At 40.1% G+C, this 18,083-nt stretch carries 19 protein-coding genes; 13 read left to right on the top strand and 6 right to left on the bottom strand.

All coding sequences use genetic code 11. The features are described 5' to 3' along the window. From AB5754_RS06240 to AB5754_RS06230, 3 genes are all read left to right on the top strand, one after another. Nucleotides 1-244: ABC transporter permease (locus AB5754_RS06240; protein WP_368259508.1), on the top strand; the 244-nt coding region annotated here is incomplete at its 5' end. Then, nucleotides 241-1,314: a PotD/PotF family extracellular solute-binding protein gene (locus AB5754_RS06235; protein WP_368250973.1), complete on the top strand. Its 1,074-nt coding sequence runs from the start codon at nt 241-243 to the stop codon at nt 1,312-1,314. The genes AB5754_RS06240 and AB5754_RS06235, both read left to right, overlap by 4 nt. An 18-nt stretch (nt 1,315-1,332) precedes the next feature. Beyond that, nucleotides 1,333-1,527, top strand: coding sequence for a hypothetical protein (locus AB5754_RS06230; RefSeq protein ID WP_368250972.1), 195 nt, complete (start codon nt 1,333-1,335; stop codon nt 1,525-1,527). 9 nt (nt 1,528-1,536) lie between these two features. Here the strand turns inward: AB5754_RS06230 and AB5754_RS06225 are convergent, their stop codons facing one another. Then, on the bottom strand, nt 1,537-2,253 hold the full coding sequence (locus AB5754_RS06225) for a MurR/RpiR family transcriptional regulator (RefSeq protein WP_368259507.1): 717 nt from the start codon (nt 2,251-2,253) through the stop codon (nt 1,537-1,539). A 155-nt stretch (nt 2,254-2,408) separates the two neighbouring features. Between AB5754_RS06225 and AB5754_RS06220 the strand changes: the two genes are divergently transcribed. From AB5754_RS06220 to AB5754_RS06205, 4 genes are all read left to right on the top strand, one after another. Then, nucleotides 2,409-3,212, top strand: coding sequence for a carbohydrate deacetylase (locus AB5754_RS06220; protein ID WP_368250970.1), 804 nt, complete (start codon nt 2,409-2,411; stop codon nt 3,210-3,212). 43 nt (nt 3,213-3,255) lie between these two features. Further along, complete coding sequence (locus tag AB5754_RS06215; protein ID WP_115873458.1) at nt 3,256-4,836, top strand: PTS transporter subunit EIIC; 1,581 nt, start codon at nt 3,256-3,258, stop codon at nt 4,834-4,836. A 34-nt stretch (nt 4,837-4,870) separates the two neighbouring features. Continuing rightward, the gene (locus tag AB5754_RS06210; protein WP_368250969.1) at nt 4,871-6,196 is read left to right on the top strand and encodes a 6-phospho-alpha-glucosidase; all 1,326 of its coding nucleotides are present in this window, start codon (nt 4,871-4,873) and stop codon (nt 6,194-6,196) included. Between the two features lie 135 nt (nt 6,197-6,331). After that, complete coding sequence (locus tag AB5754_RS06205) at nt 6,332-6,799, top strand: PTS glucose transporter subunit IIA (protein ID WP_368250968.1); 468 nt, start codon at nt 6,332-6,334, stop codon at nt 6,797-6,799. Between the two features lie 240 nt (nt 6,800-7,039). On the opposite strand, the gene AB5754_RS06200 is transcribed toward AB5754_RS06205, so the two are convergent. The 4 genes from AB5754_RS06200 to abc-f all read right to left on the bottom strand — a co-directional run bounded on the left by AB5754_RS06200 (nt 7,040) and on the right by abc-f (nt 11,820). Continuing rightward, nucleotides 7,040-7,546, bottom strand: coding sequence for a cysteine hydrolase family protein (locus tag AB5754_RS06200; RefSeq protein WP_368250967.1), 507 nt, complete (start codon nt 7,544-7,546; stop codon nt 7,040-7,042). Beyond that, complete coding sequence (ald, locus tag AB5754_RS06195) at nt 7,543-8,655, bottom strand: alanine dehydrogenase (protein WP_368250966.1); 1,113 nt, start codon at nt 8,653-8,655, stop codon at nt 7,543-7,545. Before ald ends, AB5754_RS06200 begins: the two co-directional genes overlap by 4 nt. Nucleotides 8,656-8,759: 104 nt before the next feature. Further along, nucleotides 8,760-9,461 (bottom strand): C39 family peptidase, encoded by a 702-nt coding sequence (locus tag AB5754_RS06190; RefSeq protein WP_368250965.1) that lies wholly within the window; start codon nt 9,459-9,461, stop codon nt 8,760-8,762. A gap of 427 nt (nt 9,462-9,888) precedes the next feature. After that, entirely contained in the window at nt 9,889-11,820 is a 1,932-nt protein-coding gene (gene abc-f, locus AB5754_RS06185) for a ribosomal protection-like ABC-F family protein (protein ID WP_368250964.1), read from the bottom strand. Between the two features lie 226 nt (nt 11,821-12,046). On the opposite strand from abc-f, the gene AB5754_RS06180 reads away from it, so the two are divergent. After that, complete coding sequence (locus AB5754_RS06180; RefSeq protein ID WP_368250963.1) at nt 12,047-12,691, top strand: redox-sensing transcriptional repressor Rex; 645 nt, start codon at nt 12,047-12,049, stop codon at nt 12,689-12,691. Nucleotides 12,692-12,746: 55 nt separating this feature from the next. Here the strand turns inward: AB5754_RS06180 and AB5754_RS06175 are convergent, their stop codons facing one another. Beyond that, the gene (locus AB5754_RS06175; RefSeq protein WP_311832781.1) at nt 12,747-13,106 is read right to left on the bottom strand and encodes a thioredoxin family protein; all 360 of its coding nucleotides are present in this window, start codon (nt 13,104-13,106) and stop codon (nt 12,747-12,749) included. A gap of 164 nt (nt 13,107-13,270) precedes the next feature. Between AB5754_RS06175 and AB5754_RS06170 the strand changes: the two genes are divergently transcribed. The 5 genes from AB5754_RS06170 to AB5754_RS06150 all read left to right on the top strand — a co-directional run bounded on the left by AB5754_RS06170 (nt 13,271) and on the right by AB5754_RS06150 (nt 18,052). After that, a complete protein-coding gene (locus tag AB5754_RS06170; RefSeq protein ID WP_311832782.1) occupies nt 13,271-13,792 on the top strand; it encodes a hypothetical protein in 522 nt (173 codons plus the stop codon). Between the two features lie 99 nt (nt 13,793-13,891). Then, on the top strand, nt 13,892-14,635 hold the full coding sequence (locus AB5754_RS06165; RefSeq protein ID WP_311832783.1) for a glycerophosphodiester phosphodiesterase family protein: 744 nt from the start codon (nt 13,892-13,894) through the stop codon (nt 14,633-14,635). Further along, on the top strand, nt 14,635-15,552 hold the full coding sequence (gene miaA / locus AB5754_RS06160) for a tRNA (adenosine(37)-N6)-dimethylallyltransferase MiaA (RefSeq protein WP_368250962.1): 918 nt from the start codon (nt 14,635-14,637) through the stop codon (nt 15,550-15,552). Before AB5754_RS06165 ends, miaA begins: the two co-directional genes overlap by 1 nt. Nucleotides 15,553-15,554: 2 nt before the next feature. Next, a complete protein-coding gene (hflX, locus tag AB5754_RS06155) occupies nt 15,555-16,799 on the top strand; it encodes a GTPase HflX (RefSeq protein ID WP_368250960.1) in 1,245 nt (414 codons plus the stop codon). Beyond that, a complete protein-coding gene (locus AB5754_RS06150) occupies nt 16,796-18,052 on the top strand; it encodes an aminotransferase class I/II-fold pyridoxal phosphate-dependent enzyme (RefSeq protein WP_368250958.1) in 1,257 nt (418 codons plus the stop codon). Before hflX ends, AB5754_RS06150 begins: the two co-directional genes overlap by 4 nt. The last annotated feature ends 31 nt before the right edge of the window (nt 18,053-18,083 follow it).

The following is an 18,083-nucleotide window of genomic DNA, read 5'->3' as shown; positions in this document are numbered from 1 at the left end:
CACTTATTCCTTAGATGATTTTGCTGTGACGTTCTTTGTCACCGGCAATGGCTTTACCACCTTATCCGTGGAAATCTATTCCCGGGCACGACAAGGAATCAGTTTGGAAATCAACGCTTTGTCCACTTTGGTCTTCTTGTTTTCCATGGTGCTGGTGGTAGGGTATTACTTCATCAGTAAGGAAAACAAAAAACGCCCTGGACGCGGTCGCCGTAAAGAAATGGAGGTGCCAGAAATCCGATGAAACGATTGCAATCATTGATTATTGGTATCGTGGCGATTATCTGTGTCTTGCTTTTTGCGGTGAAACAGCTAGAGCACGCGACAGGGATGGCCGGAGCCAAAGTGGTCAATATTTACAATTGGGGCGATTACATCGACCCTGATTTGATTACTAAGTTTGAAGAAGAAACAGGCTATAAGGTGAATTATGAAACCTTTGATTCCAACGAAGCCATGTTTACCAAGATTCAGCAAGGGGGCACAGCCTATGACATTACGATCCCTTCTGAATACATGATTCAAAAAATGATGAAAGAAAATCTCTTGGTAAAACTAGATCACAGTAAAATCAAAGGGTTGGATAATATTCATGATGACTTTTTGGATCTCAGTTTTGATCCAGGTAACCAGTATTCCATTCCTTATTTTTGGGGAACGTTGGGGATTGTCTACAATGATAAATTCATTGAGGAGGGGGCGATCACTTCTTGGAATGACTTGTGGAAAAAAGATTTCCGCGACTCCTTAATGGTAATTGACGGTGCCCGGGAAGTCATGGGGATTGGCTTACAGAGTTTTGGTTATTCATTGAATTCAAAAGAAGACGACCAACTACAACAAGCCTTTGAACATTTAAAAGACTTAACGCCAAATATCAAAGCCATTGTAGCCGATGAAATCAAGATGTACATGGCCAATGAAGAAAGTCCTTTAGCCATCACTTTTTCCGGAGAAGCAGCCGATATGATGTATGAAAATGAACATCTCCATTACGTGATTCCTAAAGAAGGCTCTAATCTCTGGTTTGATAATATCGTCATTCCCAAAACCGCCAAAAATATTGACGGGGCCTATGCTTTTATCAACTTCATGTTGGAGCCTGAAAACGCCGCCCAAAATGCGGAATACATCGGTTACTCCACACCAAATGAAGCGGCTAAAGAACTCTTACCTGCGGAAATCTCTGGAGATACCCAGTTTTATCCCACTGATGAGATGCTTCGCCATATGGAAGTCTATGAAGACTTAGGCCCAGAATACTTGGGAATTTACAATGATTTGTTTTTAGAATTGAAGATGTACAGGAGATAATGGTAAAAGGCTGTAAGAATGGAGATTTATCAAGGTTCTAAAGAGCTTAAAATTGTCCTTTTTCCATCTGAGTTTTCCAATCTTCTACCAAAAGCGGCTGGAAAGCCGCTTTTTTTGTGTTATTTTATTTTTTCTACCACGTTTTTCTACCAGAGAAAAGTGGTGAAATATTTGATGATATTGGCATTGGTAGAATTTAATTCAGTAGAATAAAAATGAATTTTATTTTGTATACATCTCGATTAAATACTCTATTAAGTTTAGCGAATTTCCAAAAAAATAATTTAAGTGTTGGTTTTCATGGTCAACACCTGTAGTTCCCCTTTCTACAATGAAAGAAAGATCACTTTGCTTTACATACGTACTATTTTCAGTAGCGGTTATAGCAATGACCTTACCACCATAATTTTTACATTCTTGCATTTTAATTAGGCCATGCCTATTTTCCCCAGACTGGGAGAAAGTAATTAACGTATGTGGTGTCTCATCTGAAACTAAACTTATTTCAACTCCCTCTAGATCAATTGCATAGATTTTTTTGAGAAGAAGCTTTCGGTAGGTGTAATCTACCAAAAATTGACAAAATCCTTCTCCAAATAAATAGATTTTTTTTGTAGCAAATGCATTTGAAAAATATTCATCGATTGCCTCCCAATTGTGAGAAGAACTAGCAAATGGAAGATTATCAACTTGCCTACTTGATTTAATGGAAAATTCTGTTTCTAAGAAAAAAATAAATTCCTTGAAATTTTTGAAACCAGCACGTTTTGCTAGGCGACTGATTGAAGACTGAGATGTAAAATTTTGCTCTGCCACAGTTTTTATTTCTATTTGTTTCTTTTTCTTGATGTCTGAAATTATATTTTCGATGATTTTTTCATCGTCACCTCTAAGATTACTATTTGGTAGCAATCTATTAAAATAGTAAATTTTCTCCATATGTATCTCCTTACATGAAAGTACTTTCGATAATGGAAAGAACTATCATCTTGTTTTGAAAGCATTGTATGCGCTATCTGTATAGATTATACTACGATCATAAAGAAAGCAAATACAATTGTATGAAAGTAATTTCTTTACGAAAGAGGCAAAAAATGAAGAAAATAATTATTAATGCGGATGATTTTGGATACTCGACTGCGGTTAATTTAGGTATTGTAGAAGCATATAAAAATGGAGTTCTGACTTCTACTACGCTAATGGCTAACATGCCTGGATGTGATAACGCAATTGAGCTAGCAAAGAAGAATCCTGGTCTTGGAGTCGGTGGACACTTAGTGTTAACTTGTGGCTCGCCAAGAACAAAGAATCGTACATTAACAGATTGTAATCAAAAGTTTTTTGGATTAAAAGGATACCAAGCCAATCGAAGTATGATGGATGAACACGAGATATTTAATGAATGGTGTAGCCAAATTGATTACTTAATAGAAAAAGGACTGAAACTGACTCATTTGGATAGCCATCATCATGTGCATACATTTCCTGAAAACTACGAGATTACTAAAAGAATCGCTGAAAAGTATCATTTATGTTTTCGAAATGCATATGGACTTGAAGAAAATGTGACTCTTCCTTATCAAAAGGGAATCAGTGGCTTTTTAGATTTAATGGATCATGACGAGATTCGCAATCTCAAGTTCACCGTAAATGAAAGACACAAAGAATGTTTTGAAGAAATTCAATCAGTCCTAGACTTAGTTGAGGAGGGGGAAGTAACGGAATTAATGGTCCATCCAGCATTTGTTGATGAAATTTTATATTTTAACTCTTCCTTTAACGTTCAACGTGTCAAAGAAGTTGCTCTACTATGTGATCCTTTGATGCATAAAGTTATAGAAGAACGAAATATTGAGTGTTGCCATTATGGAAATTTGGTGATGCTAGAAAATAGGTAGATGTTATGTGAATAATTTTTATTTAAAGAGGGAGATGTGAAAGATGAAAGAGAAGTTTATGAAGTCTGCGAGTACTTTTTCTAAGGCAATAATCCAACCTGTTATGTTTATGGCGGTGACAGGGATTATTTTATCTGTCTGTGCAATTCTTAAACTAGAAATGATGCCTAATGGATTTAAGGAAGTTGGGAATTTTGTTTTTAATATTATGTCTGGTGGCATGATTGGTCAATTAAGCGCGATTTTTTGTGTGGGGATAGCGACTGCTTTAGCTAAACCTAAATACAAAACGGATGCGGCAATTTTGGGCATCATAACTTATCTAGTTTTTTTATATGCTAATAATGCTTGGTTGACAGTCACAAATCGTTTGGCACAAGCTGGAGAACAAGGGCTTTATGGTACCGGCCAAGGAACAGTTTTTGGAATTCAAGTCACTGATATGGGTGTGTTTTTAGGAATTTTACTAGGTGTTTTTGTAGGAGTGATGGTCAATAAGTTTGGAGAAATCAAACTTCATAAATATTTAGCACCATATTCAGGAACTAAATCTGCTTATATCCTAATTGTTTTTGCAACTATTTTATTTGCTATTGGAATTACTTATTTTTGGCCAGCGGTTAACTCAGTAGTCGAGTCGGTCGTTAAAGCAACCACTACTGCAGGATCAGTAGGATTCTTTTTCTATGGGTTCTTAAACAGATTGTTGTTACCATTAGGATTACATCACTTTTTATGGATGCCAATCTTTTATACACCGCTTGGAGGAACTGCAGAAATTGCCGGTCAAGTTTATAATGGTGCATTTAACATTTGGCTAGCAGAACTAGGAAATGCAGGATCGATTACTACAATGCATCCATCAATTGGATATTTGGCAAACTTTGGCTCGATTTCTCTTCCTATTGGGATTGCTTTTGCACTCTGGAAAACTGCTCGTCCTGAGAATCGAAAAAAAGTTGCTGCAATATTGATTCCAACAGTAACAACGGCATTCTTAGCAGGTGTTACTGAACCATTAGAGTTTCTCTTCTTATTCCTGTCACCACTCTTGTGGACGGCACATGCCATCGTTTATGGATTAAGCATGTTAATCACAAACTTAGTCGGAATTAATATTCAATTCGACACTGGTATTAATATGATTATCAATAGTTTTGCTTTTCCAAGTCGTTTGGGACATCAGTATTTAATTCCTATTGTATTCATTGTAACAGGCGTGTTGGAATACTTTGTATTCAAAACGTTAATTCTTAAGCTAGATATTCCCACACTGGGACGTGAAAAGAAAGAAAATTCCAGTGAGTCTGTAGTCACAGATGAAGCCGTTGAGCTACAAAATTCAATTGATGCTGACTCTGAATTTGAACCACAGATTCAAAATATTGTAGCTGGTCTTGGTGGGGCAGATAATATTGAAAATATTATTAACTGCTATACAAGGCTCCGGGTTGATGTAAAAGATGCTGATAAAGTAAATATGCAGATTCTTAAAGAAAAGGTTCAAGCATCTGGCATAGTGGATAAAGGCAAACATATTCAAATTATTATTGGTGTTGGCGTAGAGGAAGAGAGAGAAAAAGTAGAAGCTTATATGGCTAAATTAAAAGTAGCCGAAGCATAGCATAGTATTGATATAACAATTGGAGGAATTAAAAGTGGGAAACAAATTTGTAATGATCGGTGGAGGATCCACCCAATCACCTGGTATTTTGGAAGTTTTACGAAAAAGAGCAAAAGAGCTAAATTTAACTGACCTTGTCTTATATGACAATGATGAAGAGCGAGTAAATCTTTTGGGACAATATACTAAAATGTATTATGGAGAAACTGGGTCCAAAGTAAATGTCACTTATACTACAGATATAGATAAGGCGTTACAAGGTGCTGATTTCTTATTCATGCAAATACGTCCAGGTTTAAATAAACAAAGAGCAATTGATGAGAAGATCTGTATACGAAATGGAGTTGTGGGACAAGAAACTTGTGGACTAGGAGGATTCTCATTTGCAATGCGTGTTATCCCTGCTGTGCTAGAGATCATTCGTAAGGTTAAAGAAATTTGTCCCGATGCATGGATTTTAAACTATACTAATCCGGAGGCTATTTTATCCGAGGCAATTTATCGAGAATTTCCAGATGCAAATGTATTATGTATTTGTGATATGCCAATTTCTATCGAAGGTGCAATTGCAAAGTATTTCAATAAGGATTTACGGGACCTTACATTTAAGTATTTTGGCTTAAATCACTTTGGATGGTGGACGAATGTCATTGATGAAAAGGGCAAAGATTTGCTTCCTGAACTTCGAGAAGATGTTTTATCAGGAAAAATTGATACGTTGCTTATGTCCAATGGAGAGACAGAGGGTGATCAATACTGGATTGATACTTATAAACAAATGATTAGTCTATTCAAAAGGTTTCCAGAGTATTTTCCAAATTGTTACTTGCAATATTACTTAACCCCTGATGAAATGATTGCACACGATGATCCAAGTTTTACTCGCGGAGATTATGTCATGCAAGGACGCGAGAAAAGAATTTATGATGAATGTCGTCGCGTAATTGCTGCGGGTTCTGCTAAGGACTCTTCTCTCCATGCAGGGGTTCATGGAAATTATATTGTTGATATTGCCTACGCAATTATTCACAATACAAGAGAACGCTTTACAGTAAATAAAAAAAATCATGGGGCAATTTCCAACTTTGACTCAGAAGCAGTAGTAGAAACTCCAGCTTACGTTGGTTCTATGGGTGCTGAAACAATCAACATTGGAGAGATCCCTGCTTTTCAAAAGGGATTGATGGAAATGCAAAAAGCCTATGAAAAAATAACAGTGGATGCTGCGTTGTCAGGGTCATATCAAAAAGCTTTGGAAGCTGTCATGTTGAATAAAACAATTCCTAATTATACTATTGGGAAAAAAGTATTAGATGAACTATACGAAGCTAACAAAGGATTATGGCCCGAGTTAAGTTAAGTATTTCAGAAATGTATCCTGCTGTGAATTATGAAATAGAGTCGTCGCTATGGCGGCTCTTTCTTGTATGGAAAGCATTTTGAGAAACTTGTTTAATTTTTTTGATAGCCTCCATTGGAGATAGGAGAATGATAAGTGTTTAAATTATTTAAGAAAAAGGGAATCGATATTTTTTCTCCAGTAAATGGAGAAGTCATAGAGTTGGCAAAAGTAAATGATCCCGTATTCAGTCAAAAGATGATGGGAGAAGGTTTTGCTGTGGTTCCCTCTGATTCAACTGTTTATTCGCCGGTTGCTGGGATAATCAAATCGATTTTTCCAACAAAACATGCAATTTCTATTAGTAGTGACGATGGAACAGAAATATTGTTACATATTGGAATTGATACTGTTTCACTAGAAGGAAATGGGCTTTATCCTAAAGTTTTTGAAGGAAAAAGAGTTGCTATAGGGGATCCATTACTTGTTATGGATTTGCAGTATTTAAAAGAACAGGAAAAGGAAGATACAGTAATTGTAGTATTTCCTGAGTTAGAGGGTAAGCAAGTCAGTATATTTAATGGGTTTAAAGAAGTAGGAGATAAAGTTGCGACGATCAAGTAGTCTTTTTTTGGAAACTTTTGACAGAGGAATCAAATTTTGCAATTTGTTCATAAAAAATATTGAGAGATAGCAAAGTTCAAGTAGGATAGTAATAGAAAGATAAAACTCCAGGTTGGATTTCGCCACAAGCGAATTACCATACCTGGAGTTTTGTCTATTTATTTTAGGGGCGTTGTAGCTAGACTGGATGTATAAAGATCATGGTTCTAACAGAGAACTTTACTCCCATAGATTTTTTAATCAATACAAAATCAAAAACCGCTTATCCCAAATACTTTCGTAAAAATAAATCGTATCTTTGGCACTCATATATGGGTTGTCCACTGTACTGGTGAGGTTTCTCTCCATAAAAAGTTGATAGCCTAAGCCGTGAGCCATTTTAATCGTAGCATCCAAGCAGTACTCTGTTTGAGCACCACAGATTTCTATGTTTTGAATCTTTCTCTTTTGTAGTTCGTCAGCTAAGTTCGTTTGATAAAAAGCGTTGGCGTGCCACTTTTGTAGGAAGAGCGTGCCTTTATCTTTTTGAAGTTTGGGGATGATTTCCCAAGTAGAGGTGTTTGCCACAAGGTCTTCCTCATTGTGTTGGACAAAAATAATTGGTAAGCCAGCTTCATGGTATTTGGAAATTTTTTGATTGACTTTAACAATTAGTTTTTCCAACTGATAGAGGGGCTTTTCCCCATAGCAAACCCCATTTTGTAAATCAATAATCATTAAGGCGTCTTTTAACAATTCATCACTCATAGTAGCTCATCCAATGGAGTATACGCCAAGTTTAAATCTTCTGCTACAGCTTTTAAGGTCAGTTTTCCACGATAAGTATTAACGCCGTGGTAAAGGTCTGAACTTGTTTGTAAAACCTCTGTTAAAGGAGCTTGTGCCAGTTGTAAAATATAAGGCAAGGTGGCGTTACTCAACGCATAAGTGGACGTTTGAGGCACGGCTCCTGGCATATTCGCTACAGCGTAATGAATGACGCTTTCTTTTACATAAGTAGGCTTATCGTGGGTGGTGACGGTATCGCCAGTTTCAAAAATCCCGCCTTGGTCGATGGCGATGTCCACAATCACCGCACCTTCCTTCATGCTGGCGACCATTTCACGAGTTACCAATTTTGGCGCTTTATGTCCCGGTAAGAGCACGGCGCCAATGACTAAATCAGCAGTGACTAAGGAAGTTTCCAAATTGCTAATGTTTGATGCTAAGGTTTGAATTTGGCCGGAAAATTCCGATTCTAATTCTTGCAGTCGTTGTAAATTGGTATCCAAGACGGTGACTTTTGCGCCTAATCCAAAGGCGATTTGTGCTGCATTTGTGCCTGCAATTCCGCCACCGATAATCACGACTTCTCCTCTTTTAACCCCGGGAACTCCAGCTAGTAGAATTCCTTCACCCCCAGAAGAACGTTCCAAAAAGCGTGCTCCTAGTTGAGGCGCCATGCGACCAGCTATGACACTCATGGGAGCCAAAAGGGGCAATTGTCCCTCTGCTGTGGTGACATTTTCGTAGGCAATAGCATTGACCTTAGCTGCTAATAACGCTTCGGCTAAAGGTTGATTGGCTGCCATATGCAAATAAGTGAAGAGGAGTAAGTCTTCACGGAAATATTGATATTCGCAATCCAGTGGTTCTTTGACTTTTAAAACCAATTCACAAGACCAAACATCATGAGCGGATTGTTTAATCACCGCTCCCACATTTTCATATTCATCATCGTAAATAGCAGAACCGAGGCCGGCTTTGGTTTCCACCCAAACTTCATGGCCTCGTTTGACTAGCTCTAGGACACCGCTGGGAGGCAAAGCGACCCGATTTTCATTGTTTTTGATTTCTTTTAAAATACCGATTCTCATTCAATCACTCCTTTGATAACGTATTCTTAACTATCAGTATAGCAAAGAATCAAGGCCGAATGGGCAAAGAAAAAAACTGTCCAAAAAAAGGGACAGTTTTTAGCTTAAAGAGAAGTGTCTTTGGTAAAGGCCCAATAGTGACGAAACTGAGTAGTATAATCACTGGCTGTAAACCAACTATAAGTATGATTTTTTTCGGGATTGTCACTGGGATCTAAGATGGTTAAGTTATCTGTGTCAGCTTGATAACGAGCTAAGACCATAATATGACCATTATCGGTAAACTCCCCGGGAAGCGCAGAAACTGCTACGGGAATATCTTGTTCCAAATAGGTTTGGGCTTTGGAAAAATCAGCGTCTAAATCATGAAGCGTCAAGTTGTATTCTTTAGCAAAAGCAGGGAAGATAGACCAGTCTGTACCTGCGTCTGCCTGATAGTATTGGTCTTTTGCCCAATTTGTAATCTCGGTGGGAGAGACTTCCCGGTTTTCGTAATAAGCTAAAATCATCGCTAGAGAAGTTGGTGCACAACCGTTTTCCGCGATGGTTTTCCCGTTATCTACTCCATAGGTTTCAGTAGCCCAACGTTCATCGGTCTGTAAGAGTAATGGTGTCTGAATGCCTTCATCTTGTAAATAAGTATTGGCATTGGTGGCGTATTCTGTTTGGCTTAGGCTGTTTTCGTAGTGGACCTCAGAAGAAGTGCTGTAAGTGAATCGGTGCATAGCAAAAGTTGTCATGCCCCAAAATATCAGTAGCAAACCTATCAAAATTCTCAATGGTCTTTTTTTTCCTTCGACGCGCATAGTGCCCCTCCTTTTCAGTTGTCCTCAATTACTTTCATTTAAACAAAAAGCAGAAGAAAATACATCGGACTAAAGTAGGAGAGTGGACAGTATAAAAAAGGGGATGTGACATAAGTAACTAATAAACAAAAAATAGCGAACGTTTTGATTTTAAGTCAAATAAATGTACGTTTGAAAATTAATCGTGAAGAAGTCGTGTTTCAGTCCGTAGAAGAAACATTACCATACGTGTTCAGAGAAAAAGTGAATTACGGTGACTTAGCTTGATGAAATCAAGGTTAGTCACCGTTTGAAATTTTTAGAAATGAAAAGACGAGACTCTTCCTATGTTCCTTCATGAAAGAGTCTCGTCTTTTGCTTTCGTCTCACGTATAGTAATGTTCGGTTCGGAGGACTGGAATACGACTTATGTCACAGCCCCGAAAGCTTAATTTTCATATTCTTCTAATTCCAGGCTGGCATTTTCCCAGTCTTCCAAGAAAGCTTCTTGTTTTTCTTGGGCTGCTTCTAATTGTTGGTTCAAATCACTTAAAACTACGTGATCAGCTTGAATCTCAGGTTTAGCCATTTCCATTTCTAAATGATGAATGGTTTCTTCTAATTTGGCTAAATCTTCTTCGATTTGTGTGACTTTCCGTTGCAAGTTGCGCAATCGTTTTTGTTGTTCTTTGGTGTTTTGGAAGGTTTCTTTGCCGCTGGAGACGGTAGGGATTACCGTGTCGGTTTCTAGCAAGGCTTTTAGTTCTTCTTCTTCTTTTTTCTTTTCCAAATAGTAATCGTAATCGCCTAAGTAGAGCTTGCTGCCTTCAGCAGAGAGTTCGACGACTTTGGAAGCAAGACGATTGATAAAGTAGCGGTCGTGGGAAACAAAAAATAATGTACCTTCATAATCAATTAACGCATTTTCTAAGACTTCTTTATTGTCGATGTCTAAATGGTTGGTCGGTTCATCTAAGATTAAGAAGTTTTCTTTGTTCATGGCTAATTTGGCCAAAGCGACCCGGGCTTTTTCACCACCGCTTAATAAGGCGATGGGTTTTTCCACATCTTCTCCAGAGAATAAAAAGCTGCCTAGGACATTTCGAATTTCGACTTCTGGGGTGGTGGGATGTTCGTCCCAGAGTTCTTGCAAAATGGTCTTTTGGGGATTGAGTTCTGTCTGTCCTTGGTCGTAATAACCAATGGTGACATTGGTTCCTAGATGGACCTCTCCTTTAATCAAAGGCAGTTCGCCAATGAGGGACTTCAATAAAGTGGATTTACCGATTCCATTTGGTCCTACTAAAGCGATGGCATCTTTGCGGCGCACATCCAGATTTACTGGTGCTGCCAAAATGTGATTGTCATAGCCAATTGCTACGTCTTCTGTTTGACAGACCACGTTACCAGATGGTTTGGTAATGTCAAACAGGAAGTGGGCCGACTTTTCATCCCCTTGTGGTCGATCCATGCGTTCCATTTTTTCCAATTGTTTCCGACGGCTTTGGGCGCGTTTCGTGGTGGAAGCCCGGACCAAGTTGCGAGCCACAAAGTCTTCTAGCTTGTGAATTTCTTCTTGTTGTTTTTCGTAGGTTTTCCATTCGCTTTGGAGTTGTTCTGCTTTAAGGTCCAAATAGCGACTGTAGTTTCCTTTGTAATGACGCATTTTGTGGCGGCTGATTTCATAGATTTCAGTTACGACTTTATCCAAGAAATAGCGGTCATGGGAGACGATTAAGAGTGCACCGCTGTAGTTTTGTAAATAGTTTTCTAACCAAGACAAAGTCTCAATATCCAAATGGTTGGTCGGTTCATCGAGAATTAAAATATCGGGTTTTTGCAACAACATGCGAGCCAGCGCCAGGCGGGTCTTTTGCCCACCGGATAAAGTGTCGATGGTTTGTTGATAAAAGCTTTCATCAAATTGGAAGCCGTGGAGGACGGAACGGATTTCTGCTTCATAGCCATAACCATTTTGAGCTAAAAAGTCATGTTGCAATTGATCGTATTCTTTTAATAACCGTTCAGCTGCTGGTGTCCCTTGCGTGCTTTGGGCAATTTCTTGTTCCAACTGGCCTAAGCGGGTTTCCATTTGACGGAGACGATGAAACGCTTCGAGCATTTCTGCCCAAACGGTTTTATCAGAATCTAGACCGGTATCTTGGGCCAAGTAGCCAATGGTGGCCGTTTTATTTTTGGCGATGGTTCCTTCATCGGGAGCTTCCAATCCAGCGATGATTTTTAATAAAGTGGACTTACCGGCACCATTGCGCCCTACTAAACCGATACGGGAATGGTCCGCTACTTCTAATTGAATATTTTGGAATAAAACTTCGGCGCCAAAGAGCCGAGCAATTTGATTTGCTTGTAATAAGATCATAGTCGATTTTCCTTGCTTGTGAAAAGTAGGTCGAACTGGCTTTTTTTTCCGTGCTTTTAGCTAGCCGACGCTCCTTGTCAGTCTATCATACTTTCCTTCCCGTTGCGATGGTCTTGCTTAAAAAGTAAAGCTTGCTCTTGATTGAGCAAGGTTGTTGTTTTTTCACAAGATTACTGGTATGATTTCGTCAGTCCACAAGAGAAATTCACAAGCGGAGGAATCGAAATTGAAAGATCAAGTTATTCCCAAGGCGACGGCTAAACGTCTGCCTTTATATTATCGCTATTTGCGTATATTGCATCATTCTGGCAAGCAAAAAGTTTCATCCACAGAACTAAGCGACGCAGTACAAGTAGACAGTGCGACCATTCGCCGAGACTTTTCTTATTTTGGTGAATTAGGCAAACGAGGCTACGGTTACGACGTGGAAGCTTTGATGAACTTTTTTGCCAAAACGTTAAATGATGACCAAATGTCCAATGTTGCTTTAGTCGGTGTGGGGAATTTGGGGAGCGCCTTATTAAAATACAAATTCCACCAAAGCAACAGCATTCGTATCAGTGCGGCTTTTGATGTGAATCAAGAGATTATCGGCCGTATTTTAGATGGTATCCCTGTGTATCCTTTGGAAGATATGGCGGAACAAATTCGCCTACAAGAAATTGACATTGCCATTTTAACGGTACCAGCAGAACATTCTCAACCGATCGTGGATGAACTGGTGAGAGCCGGGATTAAGGGGATTTTGAATTTTACCCCTGCACGTCTTCACGCGCCAAAACAAGTTTTAATTCAAAACGTAGACTTGACTAATGAATTGCAGACTTTGATTTATTTCTTGCACAGCAATCCCAATAGAGAAGCTGACTAAAAAAACTCGCCGATTTGGCGAGTTTTTTTCTTACATACGAATCATCAAAAGAAGCTTATTTTTGCTCTTCAAAAAGCGCTTGGTAATCCACCGCTTCATTTCCCGCTGTTTGATAATTTTCTACGGTAGTTTTTAAGCGATCAAAGTCGATAAAGCGGGCTTGGCGAGCGACTTCTTTTCCTTGGGCAAAAAGTAAAATTGCCGGAGCGGTTAACACTTGGAATTCTCCGGCAACTTCTGGCATTTTGGCGGCATCAAACTGGTAAATAGGAATTTCAGTGCTCTTTAAGTGTTGTATCAATTGGGGCTTGACCGAAACACAGACACTACAGTTGGGCATCGAAATATAAGCGATTGCTAAAGGCGCGGTTGTTAAGGCGTTTAAGCCGGTTTGAAAATCATGTACTGAAATCATTTGATCACCTCGGCTTCACTTTAATACCTACAGGGGTAAATGTCAAAAAGAGTGCTTGCAGGAAAAAATTCCTTCCATCTACCAAATTTTCCTAGAAACTGATACAATCAAACTAGTCAAAAAAGCGGGGGAAGCCTCGTTTAAAGGAAAAAGGGAGACAGTTTATGACGACAATTTGGATGATGGCATTGGCAGCATTAGTTGGGGTGGTAATTGGTGCATTAATTGTAGTAATCGCTTTTAACTTGCGAATCCGCTATGAAGAGCGCCGGGATATTCGCCGCCGGATGTTGGAACACAAGACCAAAGAGATTGAGACAATTCTTTTGTTAAACCAAAAGATTCAAGAAATTTTACAAAAGCGGGCAGCTACCATGTCCAATTATGTGAGCTTTGATAGTTTTGATGATGTGTATATCACCATTGATGACTATGTTTTTTTACAATCCTTTGCCGCACAAAATAATTTTTATTTACCAAACTACATTGTAGAAGAGTTCTTTAAACAAATCAGTCAGCGAAAAGTGATCTTGTCCCCAGAAGATACCATTGCCATGGGGGGCTATGCTTACAAAGGAGCTCGAGTCTTATTAGAACAATTTTCTGATTCTTTATTGGAATTAGTGAGAGAGCGCAAAGTTCAATTAAAGAAACTTGCCAGTGAAGAACTGACTTATTTGAAATAAACAAGAAAGCGACGGAGTAGTATCTGTCGCTTTTTGATTGCGAGAAATTCCCTTAAAAGGATAGAAAATGGTACAATGAACGAGATTGGAGTGGAAATAATGACACAAGTGGTAGCCCATCGTGGGGCAAGTGGTGTTCGTCCTGAAAATACTCTACCTTCATTTTCTGAGGCCATTCGCCAAGGTACCAATATTATTGAGTTGGACGTGCATCTTTCAAAGGATCAACAGTTAATCGTGATGCACGATGAAGATGTGGAACGAACCACAGATGGCAAAGGCCTGATTCGCGAACACACATTAGCGGAATTAAAACGACTAAATGCTGGTTCTTGGTTTTCTGAAGATTATACGTCAACCAAAATTCCCACTTTACAAGAAGTGGTGAATCTTTTGTTGATTCGCAATTTTCGCGGTGTGCTGTTAATTGAAATCAAAACCGATAAATACGAATATCCAGAGATTGAAGAGCGCTTGGCTGCTTTTATGCAAAGTCAAGAGTGGACTTTTTCGTACTGGTATTGCAGTTTCAATATCAACTCTTTGGACCGCTTGCATGAATTAGATCCCGGTGCCCAGTTGGATTTGATTTTAGGGACTTCTGAAAATAAAGTACAACAGGCCATTGACCGTGGCTATATTGAAGGCATTCATCCCAAGTTGGAATGGGCGGAAAAAAATGCTGGTAGATTGGCAAGTTTTCCTTTGGCAGTGCGCCCATGGACGGTGAATACCATGGTGGGGATTCGCAGTTGCTTAAATTTAGGCGTGACGGGTATTATCACCAACTTCCCTGAAATGTGCTTTGAAGGAATCAACACTTTTCGACAGGAGCAAAAATAATGGAAAAAGTCTTAGTGATTGCTGGCCCCACTGCAGTAGGCAAGACGGCTTTAAGTATCCAATTGGCAAAAAAATTCAATGGCGAAATCATCAGCGGCGATTCTTTGCAAGTGTATCGAGGGTTGGATATCGGCACAGCCAAAGTCACAAAATCAGAAGCCCAAGGAATTCCCCATTATTTGATTGACATTAAAGATCCGAAAGAAGGCTTTTCAGTAGCGGAGTTTCAAACTTTGGCCCAAGAGAAAATTCGAGAGATTACTAGTCGAGGCAAACTGCCTATTGTAGTAGGCGGCACGGGATTGTATATTCAAGCCCTTTTGTATGACTATGACCTGGGTGGCAAAGCAAAAGGTGAAACACTGGCAATTCGTCAAAAGTACGAAGAGATTGCCAAAACCTGTGGCAATCAAGAGTTGTGGGCGTTGTTAGCCCAAAAAGATCCCGCAGCTGCCCAAAAGATTCATTTTAACAACCAGCGAAAAGTGATCCGGGCACTGGAAGTTTTTGAAAATACCGGTCGCAGTATCCTTGCCCCGGAAAATGCACCGCAAAAACGCTACGATGATTTTTTAATCGCCTTAACTACAGAGCGCAGTTTGCTGTATGAGCGAATTAATCAACGGGTGGAGCAGATGTTTGATGCTGGCCTAAAAGCAGAAGCGGAGTTGTTGCGGGATTTGCCGGACAGTCAAGGAGCAAAAGGCATTGGCTATCGAGAATTTTTTGATTATTTTGCTGGTATAACAGATTTAGCTTCTGTAAAAGAAGCCATTAAACAAGATTCTCGTCGCTATGCCAAACGCCAGCTGACTTGGTTTCGCAATCGCATGAACCCTTTGTGGCTGGATTTAGTCCAACATCCAGAACATGGGAGTGTCTTAGAAGCAAAAATATACCAATGGTTGGAGGAATGACCATGGAAGTAAAACAGGAACGGGTAATTCTCGTGGGGGTAGAAACAGAGGAAACCTGGCGTAATTTTGGCGAGTCCATGTTGGAATTAAAAGGTTTGACCAAAACGGCCAAAGGAACGGTTTGCTTTTCTTTAATTCAAAAACGGCCCCAAGTAGATCGCCAAACGGTCATCGGAAAAGGCAAACTGGCCGAACTGCGCCAGCTAGTAGAGGCCCACGAAGCGGATTTGGTGATTTTTAACCACGAATTAAGTCCCCGTCAAAGCCAGTTAATCCAAGATCAAGTGGCAGTGCCAGTAATTGACCGGGTACAGCTGATTTTAGACATTTTTGCCATGCGAGCGCGTTCGAAAGAAGGCAAACTACAAGTGGAGTTGGCTCAATTGGAGTATCTCTTGCCTCGTTTAGTGGGCCAAGGGAAAAATCTTTCACGATTAGGTGGAGGGATTGGTACTCGAGGACCTGGGGAAACGAAACTGGAAACCGATCGTCGGCATATCCGCAAGAAAATTACCAATATTAAACGAGAACTAAAAGAAGTGGCAGCTCACCGAGAGCGCACGCGGCAAAAACGCCAGAACCAAGTCTTTCAAATTGGTTTAATCGGTTATACCAATGCCGGGAAGTCCACGATTTTAAATTTGTTAACCAGTGCGGCGACTTATGAGCAAGATGAACTTTTTGCTACATTAGATCCATTAACCAAGCAATGGCGCTTGCCGGAAGGATTTCAAGTGACACTTACTGATACGGTAGGTTTTATTCAAGACTTGCCCACCCAGTTGATTGATGCGTTTCACTCTACTTTAGAAGAAAGCCGCAATATGGATCTTTTGCTACATGTGGTGGACGCTGCCAGTCCCGATCGTTCGCAACAAGAAGCCACGGTGATCGAGTTAATGAAAGAGTTGGAATTTGATCAAATTCCTTTACTGACAATTTACAATAAGGCGGATAAAATTACTCCAGATCAGTTTGTGCCCACGTTATTTCCCAACGTGCTGATTTCAGCCAAAAGCAGCCGGGGCAAAGAAGAACTAACAAAAGCTATCAAATTGCGCTTAATGGAAATTTTGGAGCCTTATTCCTTGAGGGTAGCTCAGTCAGAAGGCAAGCGTTTAAGCCGTTTGAAAAAAGAAACCTTGCTGTTAACAGAAGAGTATCAAGCAGACAGTCAAAGCTATTTGGTAAAAGGGTTTGCCGAAAAGAAGGCCCCTGTTTTAAGAAAGAAGGAAAATGATTCATGAGTTGGACCAAAAATTTTTCACCGGAATTAGTGACGAAAATCAATGAAGTGGATGGGTTAATTGCCGATCGTTTAGCCGAAGTGCGGCAAGTGGCATTAAGCAATCAAGCCAAAGTATTGGAAGCTTTTGCCCAAGCACAGATTTCTGAAACTCATTTTATGCCTTCCACCGGTTACGGTCATGATGACCTAGGTCGAGATGCTCTAGAAGCAGTTTATGCCCAAGTCTTTGGCACCGAGGCAGCCTTAGTGCGGCCACAAATCGCTTCAGGTACCCATGCCATTGCCACGGCGTTATTTGGTTGTTTACGCCCCGGGGATAAATTGCTTTATATTACCGGCACACCCTATGATACTTTATTAGAAGTGATTGGTTTAACCGGGGATGGAGTTGGCAGTCTCAAAGAGTGGGGCATTGATTTTGATGAAGTGGGACTGTTGCCAGATGGTTCTGTGGATTTTGAACAAGTCAAAGCAAAATTGGATCCTAGTGTAAAAGTGGTGGGGATTCAGCGTTCTCGTGGGTATGCCAGTCGCCCGTCTTTCACCATCGCTCAAATCAAAGAAATGTGTGACTTTGTTAAAGCCATTGCTCCGGAAGTGACAATTTTTGTGGACAACTGTTACGGGGAATTTGCAGAAGAATTGGAACCAACTCAAGTGGGAGCCGATGTAATGGCCGGCTCGTTAATCAAAAATCCGGGAGGCGGGATTGCCAAAACCGGTGGCTATATCGTAGGACCAGAAAAAATGGTTTCTGCTTGTGCCAATCAACTATCCGCACCAGGTGTGGGGATGGAAGGCGGGGCCATGTTAAGCACGGTCTTTGATATGTTGCAAGGGTTCTTCTTGGCTCCCCATGTGGTCAGCCAAGCCATCAGTGGAGCGATTTTTACTGCGGCTTTACTCGCTGCCCACGACATTGATTCTACACCGGCTTGGGATGAGCCACGGACGGATTTGATTCAATTGGTGGACTTAAAAGACAAAGAAGCCATGATTACGTTTGCCCAAGCGATTCAACGTTTTTCCCCAGTGGATGGTTTTGTAGCTCCGATTCCGGCTTACATGCCCGGTTATGAAGATGATATCATCATGGCAGCCGGCACTTTTATTCAAGGCGCCAGCATTGAGCTTTCCGCAGACGGTCCATTACGAGAACCTTACTCATTGTATGTGCAAGGCGGTTTGACCTATGAACACGTAAAGATTGCAGTGGCCAATGCGGTAAATGACGTTTTCTATCAAAAGTAATCCTTTTTAGGACAGCATCTCAAGCAATCGA

Source organism: Enterococcus sp. 2201sp1_2201st1_C11_2201SCRN_220225 (assembly GCF_040925905.1).
Classification (GTDB): Bacteria; Bacillota; Bacilli; order Lactobacillales; family Enterococcaceae; genus Enterococcus_C; species Enterococcus_C asini_A.
The sequence above is the reverse complement of the archived record's forward strand: the minus strand, read 5'-3'. Positions and strand labels throughout refer to the sequence as shown.

What these genes read in the sequence shown, in the direction of transcription:
- AB5754_RS06230 (WP_368250972.1), top strand. Translation starts at nt 1,333, where the DNA reads ATGGAGATTTATCAAGGTTCTAAAGAGCTTAAAATTGTCCTTTTTCCA.
- AB5754_RS06165 (WP_311832783.1), top strand. Translation starts at nt 13,892, where the DNA reads ATGACACAAGTGGTAGCCCATCGTGGGGCAAGTGGTGTTCGTCCTGAA.
- AB5754_RS06225 (WP_368259507.1), bottom strand. Translation starts at nt 2,253, where the DNA reads ATGGAGAAAATTTACTATTTTAATAGATTGCTACCAAATAGTAATCTT.
- abc-f (WP_368250964.1), bottom strand. Translation starts at nt 11,820, where the DNA reads ATGATCTTATTACAAGCAAATCAAATTGCTCGGCTCTTTGGCGCCGAA.
- AB5754_RS06190 (WP_368250965.1), bottom strand. Translation starts at nt 9,461, where the DNA reads ATGCGCGTCGAAGGAAAAAAAAGACCATTGAGAATTTTGATAGGTTTG.
- AB5754_RS06175 (WP_311832781.1), bottom strand. Translation starts at nt 13,106, where the DNA reads ATGATTTCAGTACATGATTTTCAAACCGGCTTAAACGCCTTAACAACC.
- AB5754_RS06235 (WP_368250973.1), top strand. Translation starts at nt 241, where the DNA reads ATGAAACGATTGCAATCATTGATTATTGGTATCGTGGCGATTATCTGT.
- AB5754_RS06200 (WP_368250967.1), bottom strand. Translation starts at nt 7,546, where the DNA reads ATGAGTGATGAATTGTTAAAAGACGCCTTAATGATTATTGATTTACAA.
- AB5754_RS06215 (WP_115873458.1), top strand. Translation starts at nt 3,256, where the DNA reads ATGAAAGAGAAGTTTATGAAGTCTGCGAGTACTTTTTCTAAGGCAATA.
- AB5754_RS06150 (WP_368250958.1), top strand. Translation starts at nt 16,796, where the DNA reads ATGAGTTGGACCAAAAATTTTTCACCGGAATTAGTGACGAAAATCAAT.
- ald (WP_368250966.1), bottom strand. Translation starts at nt 8,655, where the DNA reads ATGAGAATCGGTATTTTAAAAGAAATCAAAAACAATGAAAATCGGGTC.
- AB5754_RS06220 (WP_368250970.1), top strand. Translation starts at nt 2,409, where the DNA reads ATGAAGAAAATAATTATTAATGCGGATGATTTTGGATACTCGACTGCG.
- hflX (WP_368250960.1), top strand. Translation starts at nt 15,555, where the DNA reads ATGGAAGTAAAACAGGAACGGGTAATTCTCGTGGGGGTAGAAACAGAG.
- miaA (WP_368250962.1), top strand. Translation starts at nt 14,635, where the DNA reads ATGGAAAAAGTCTTAGTGATTGCTGGCCCCACTGCAGTAGGCAAGACG.
- AB5754_RS06170 (WP_311832782.1), top strand. Translation starts at nt 13,271, where the DNA reads ATGACGACAATTTGGATGATGGCATTGGCAGCATTAGTTGGGGTGGTA.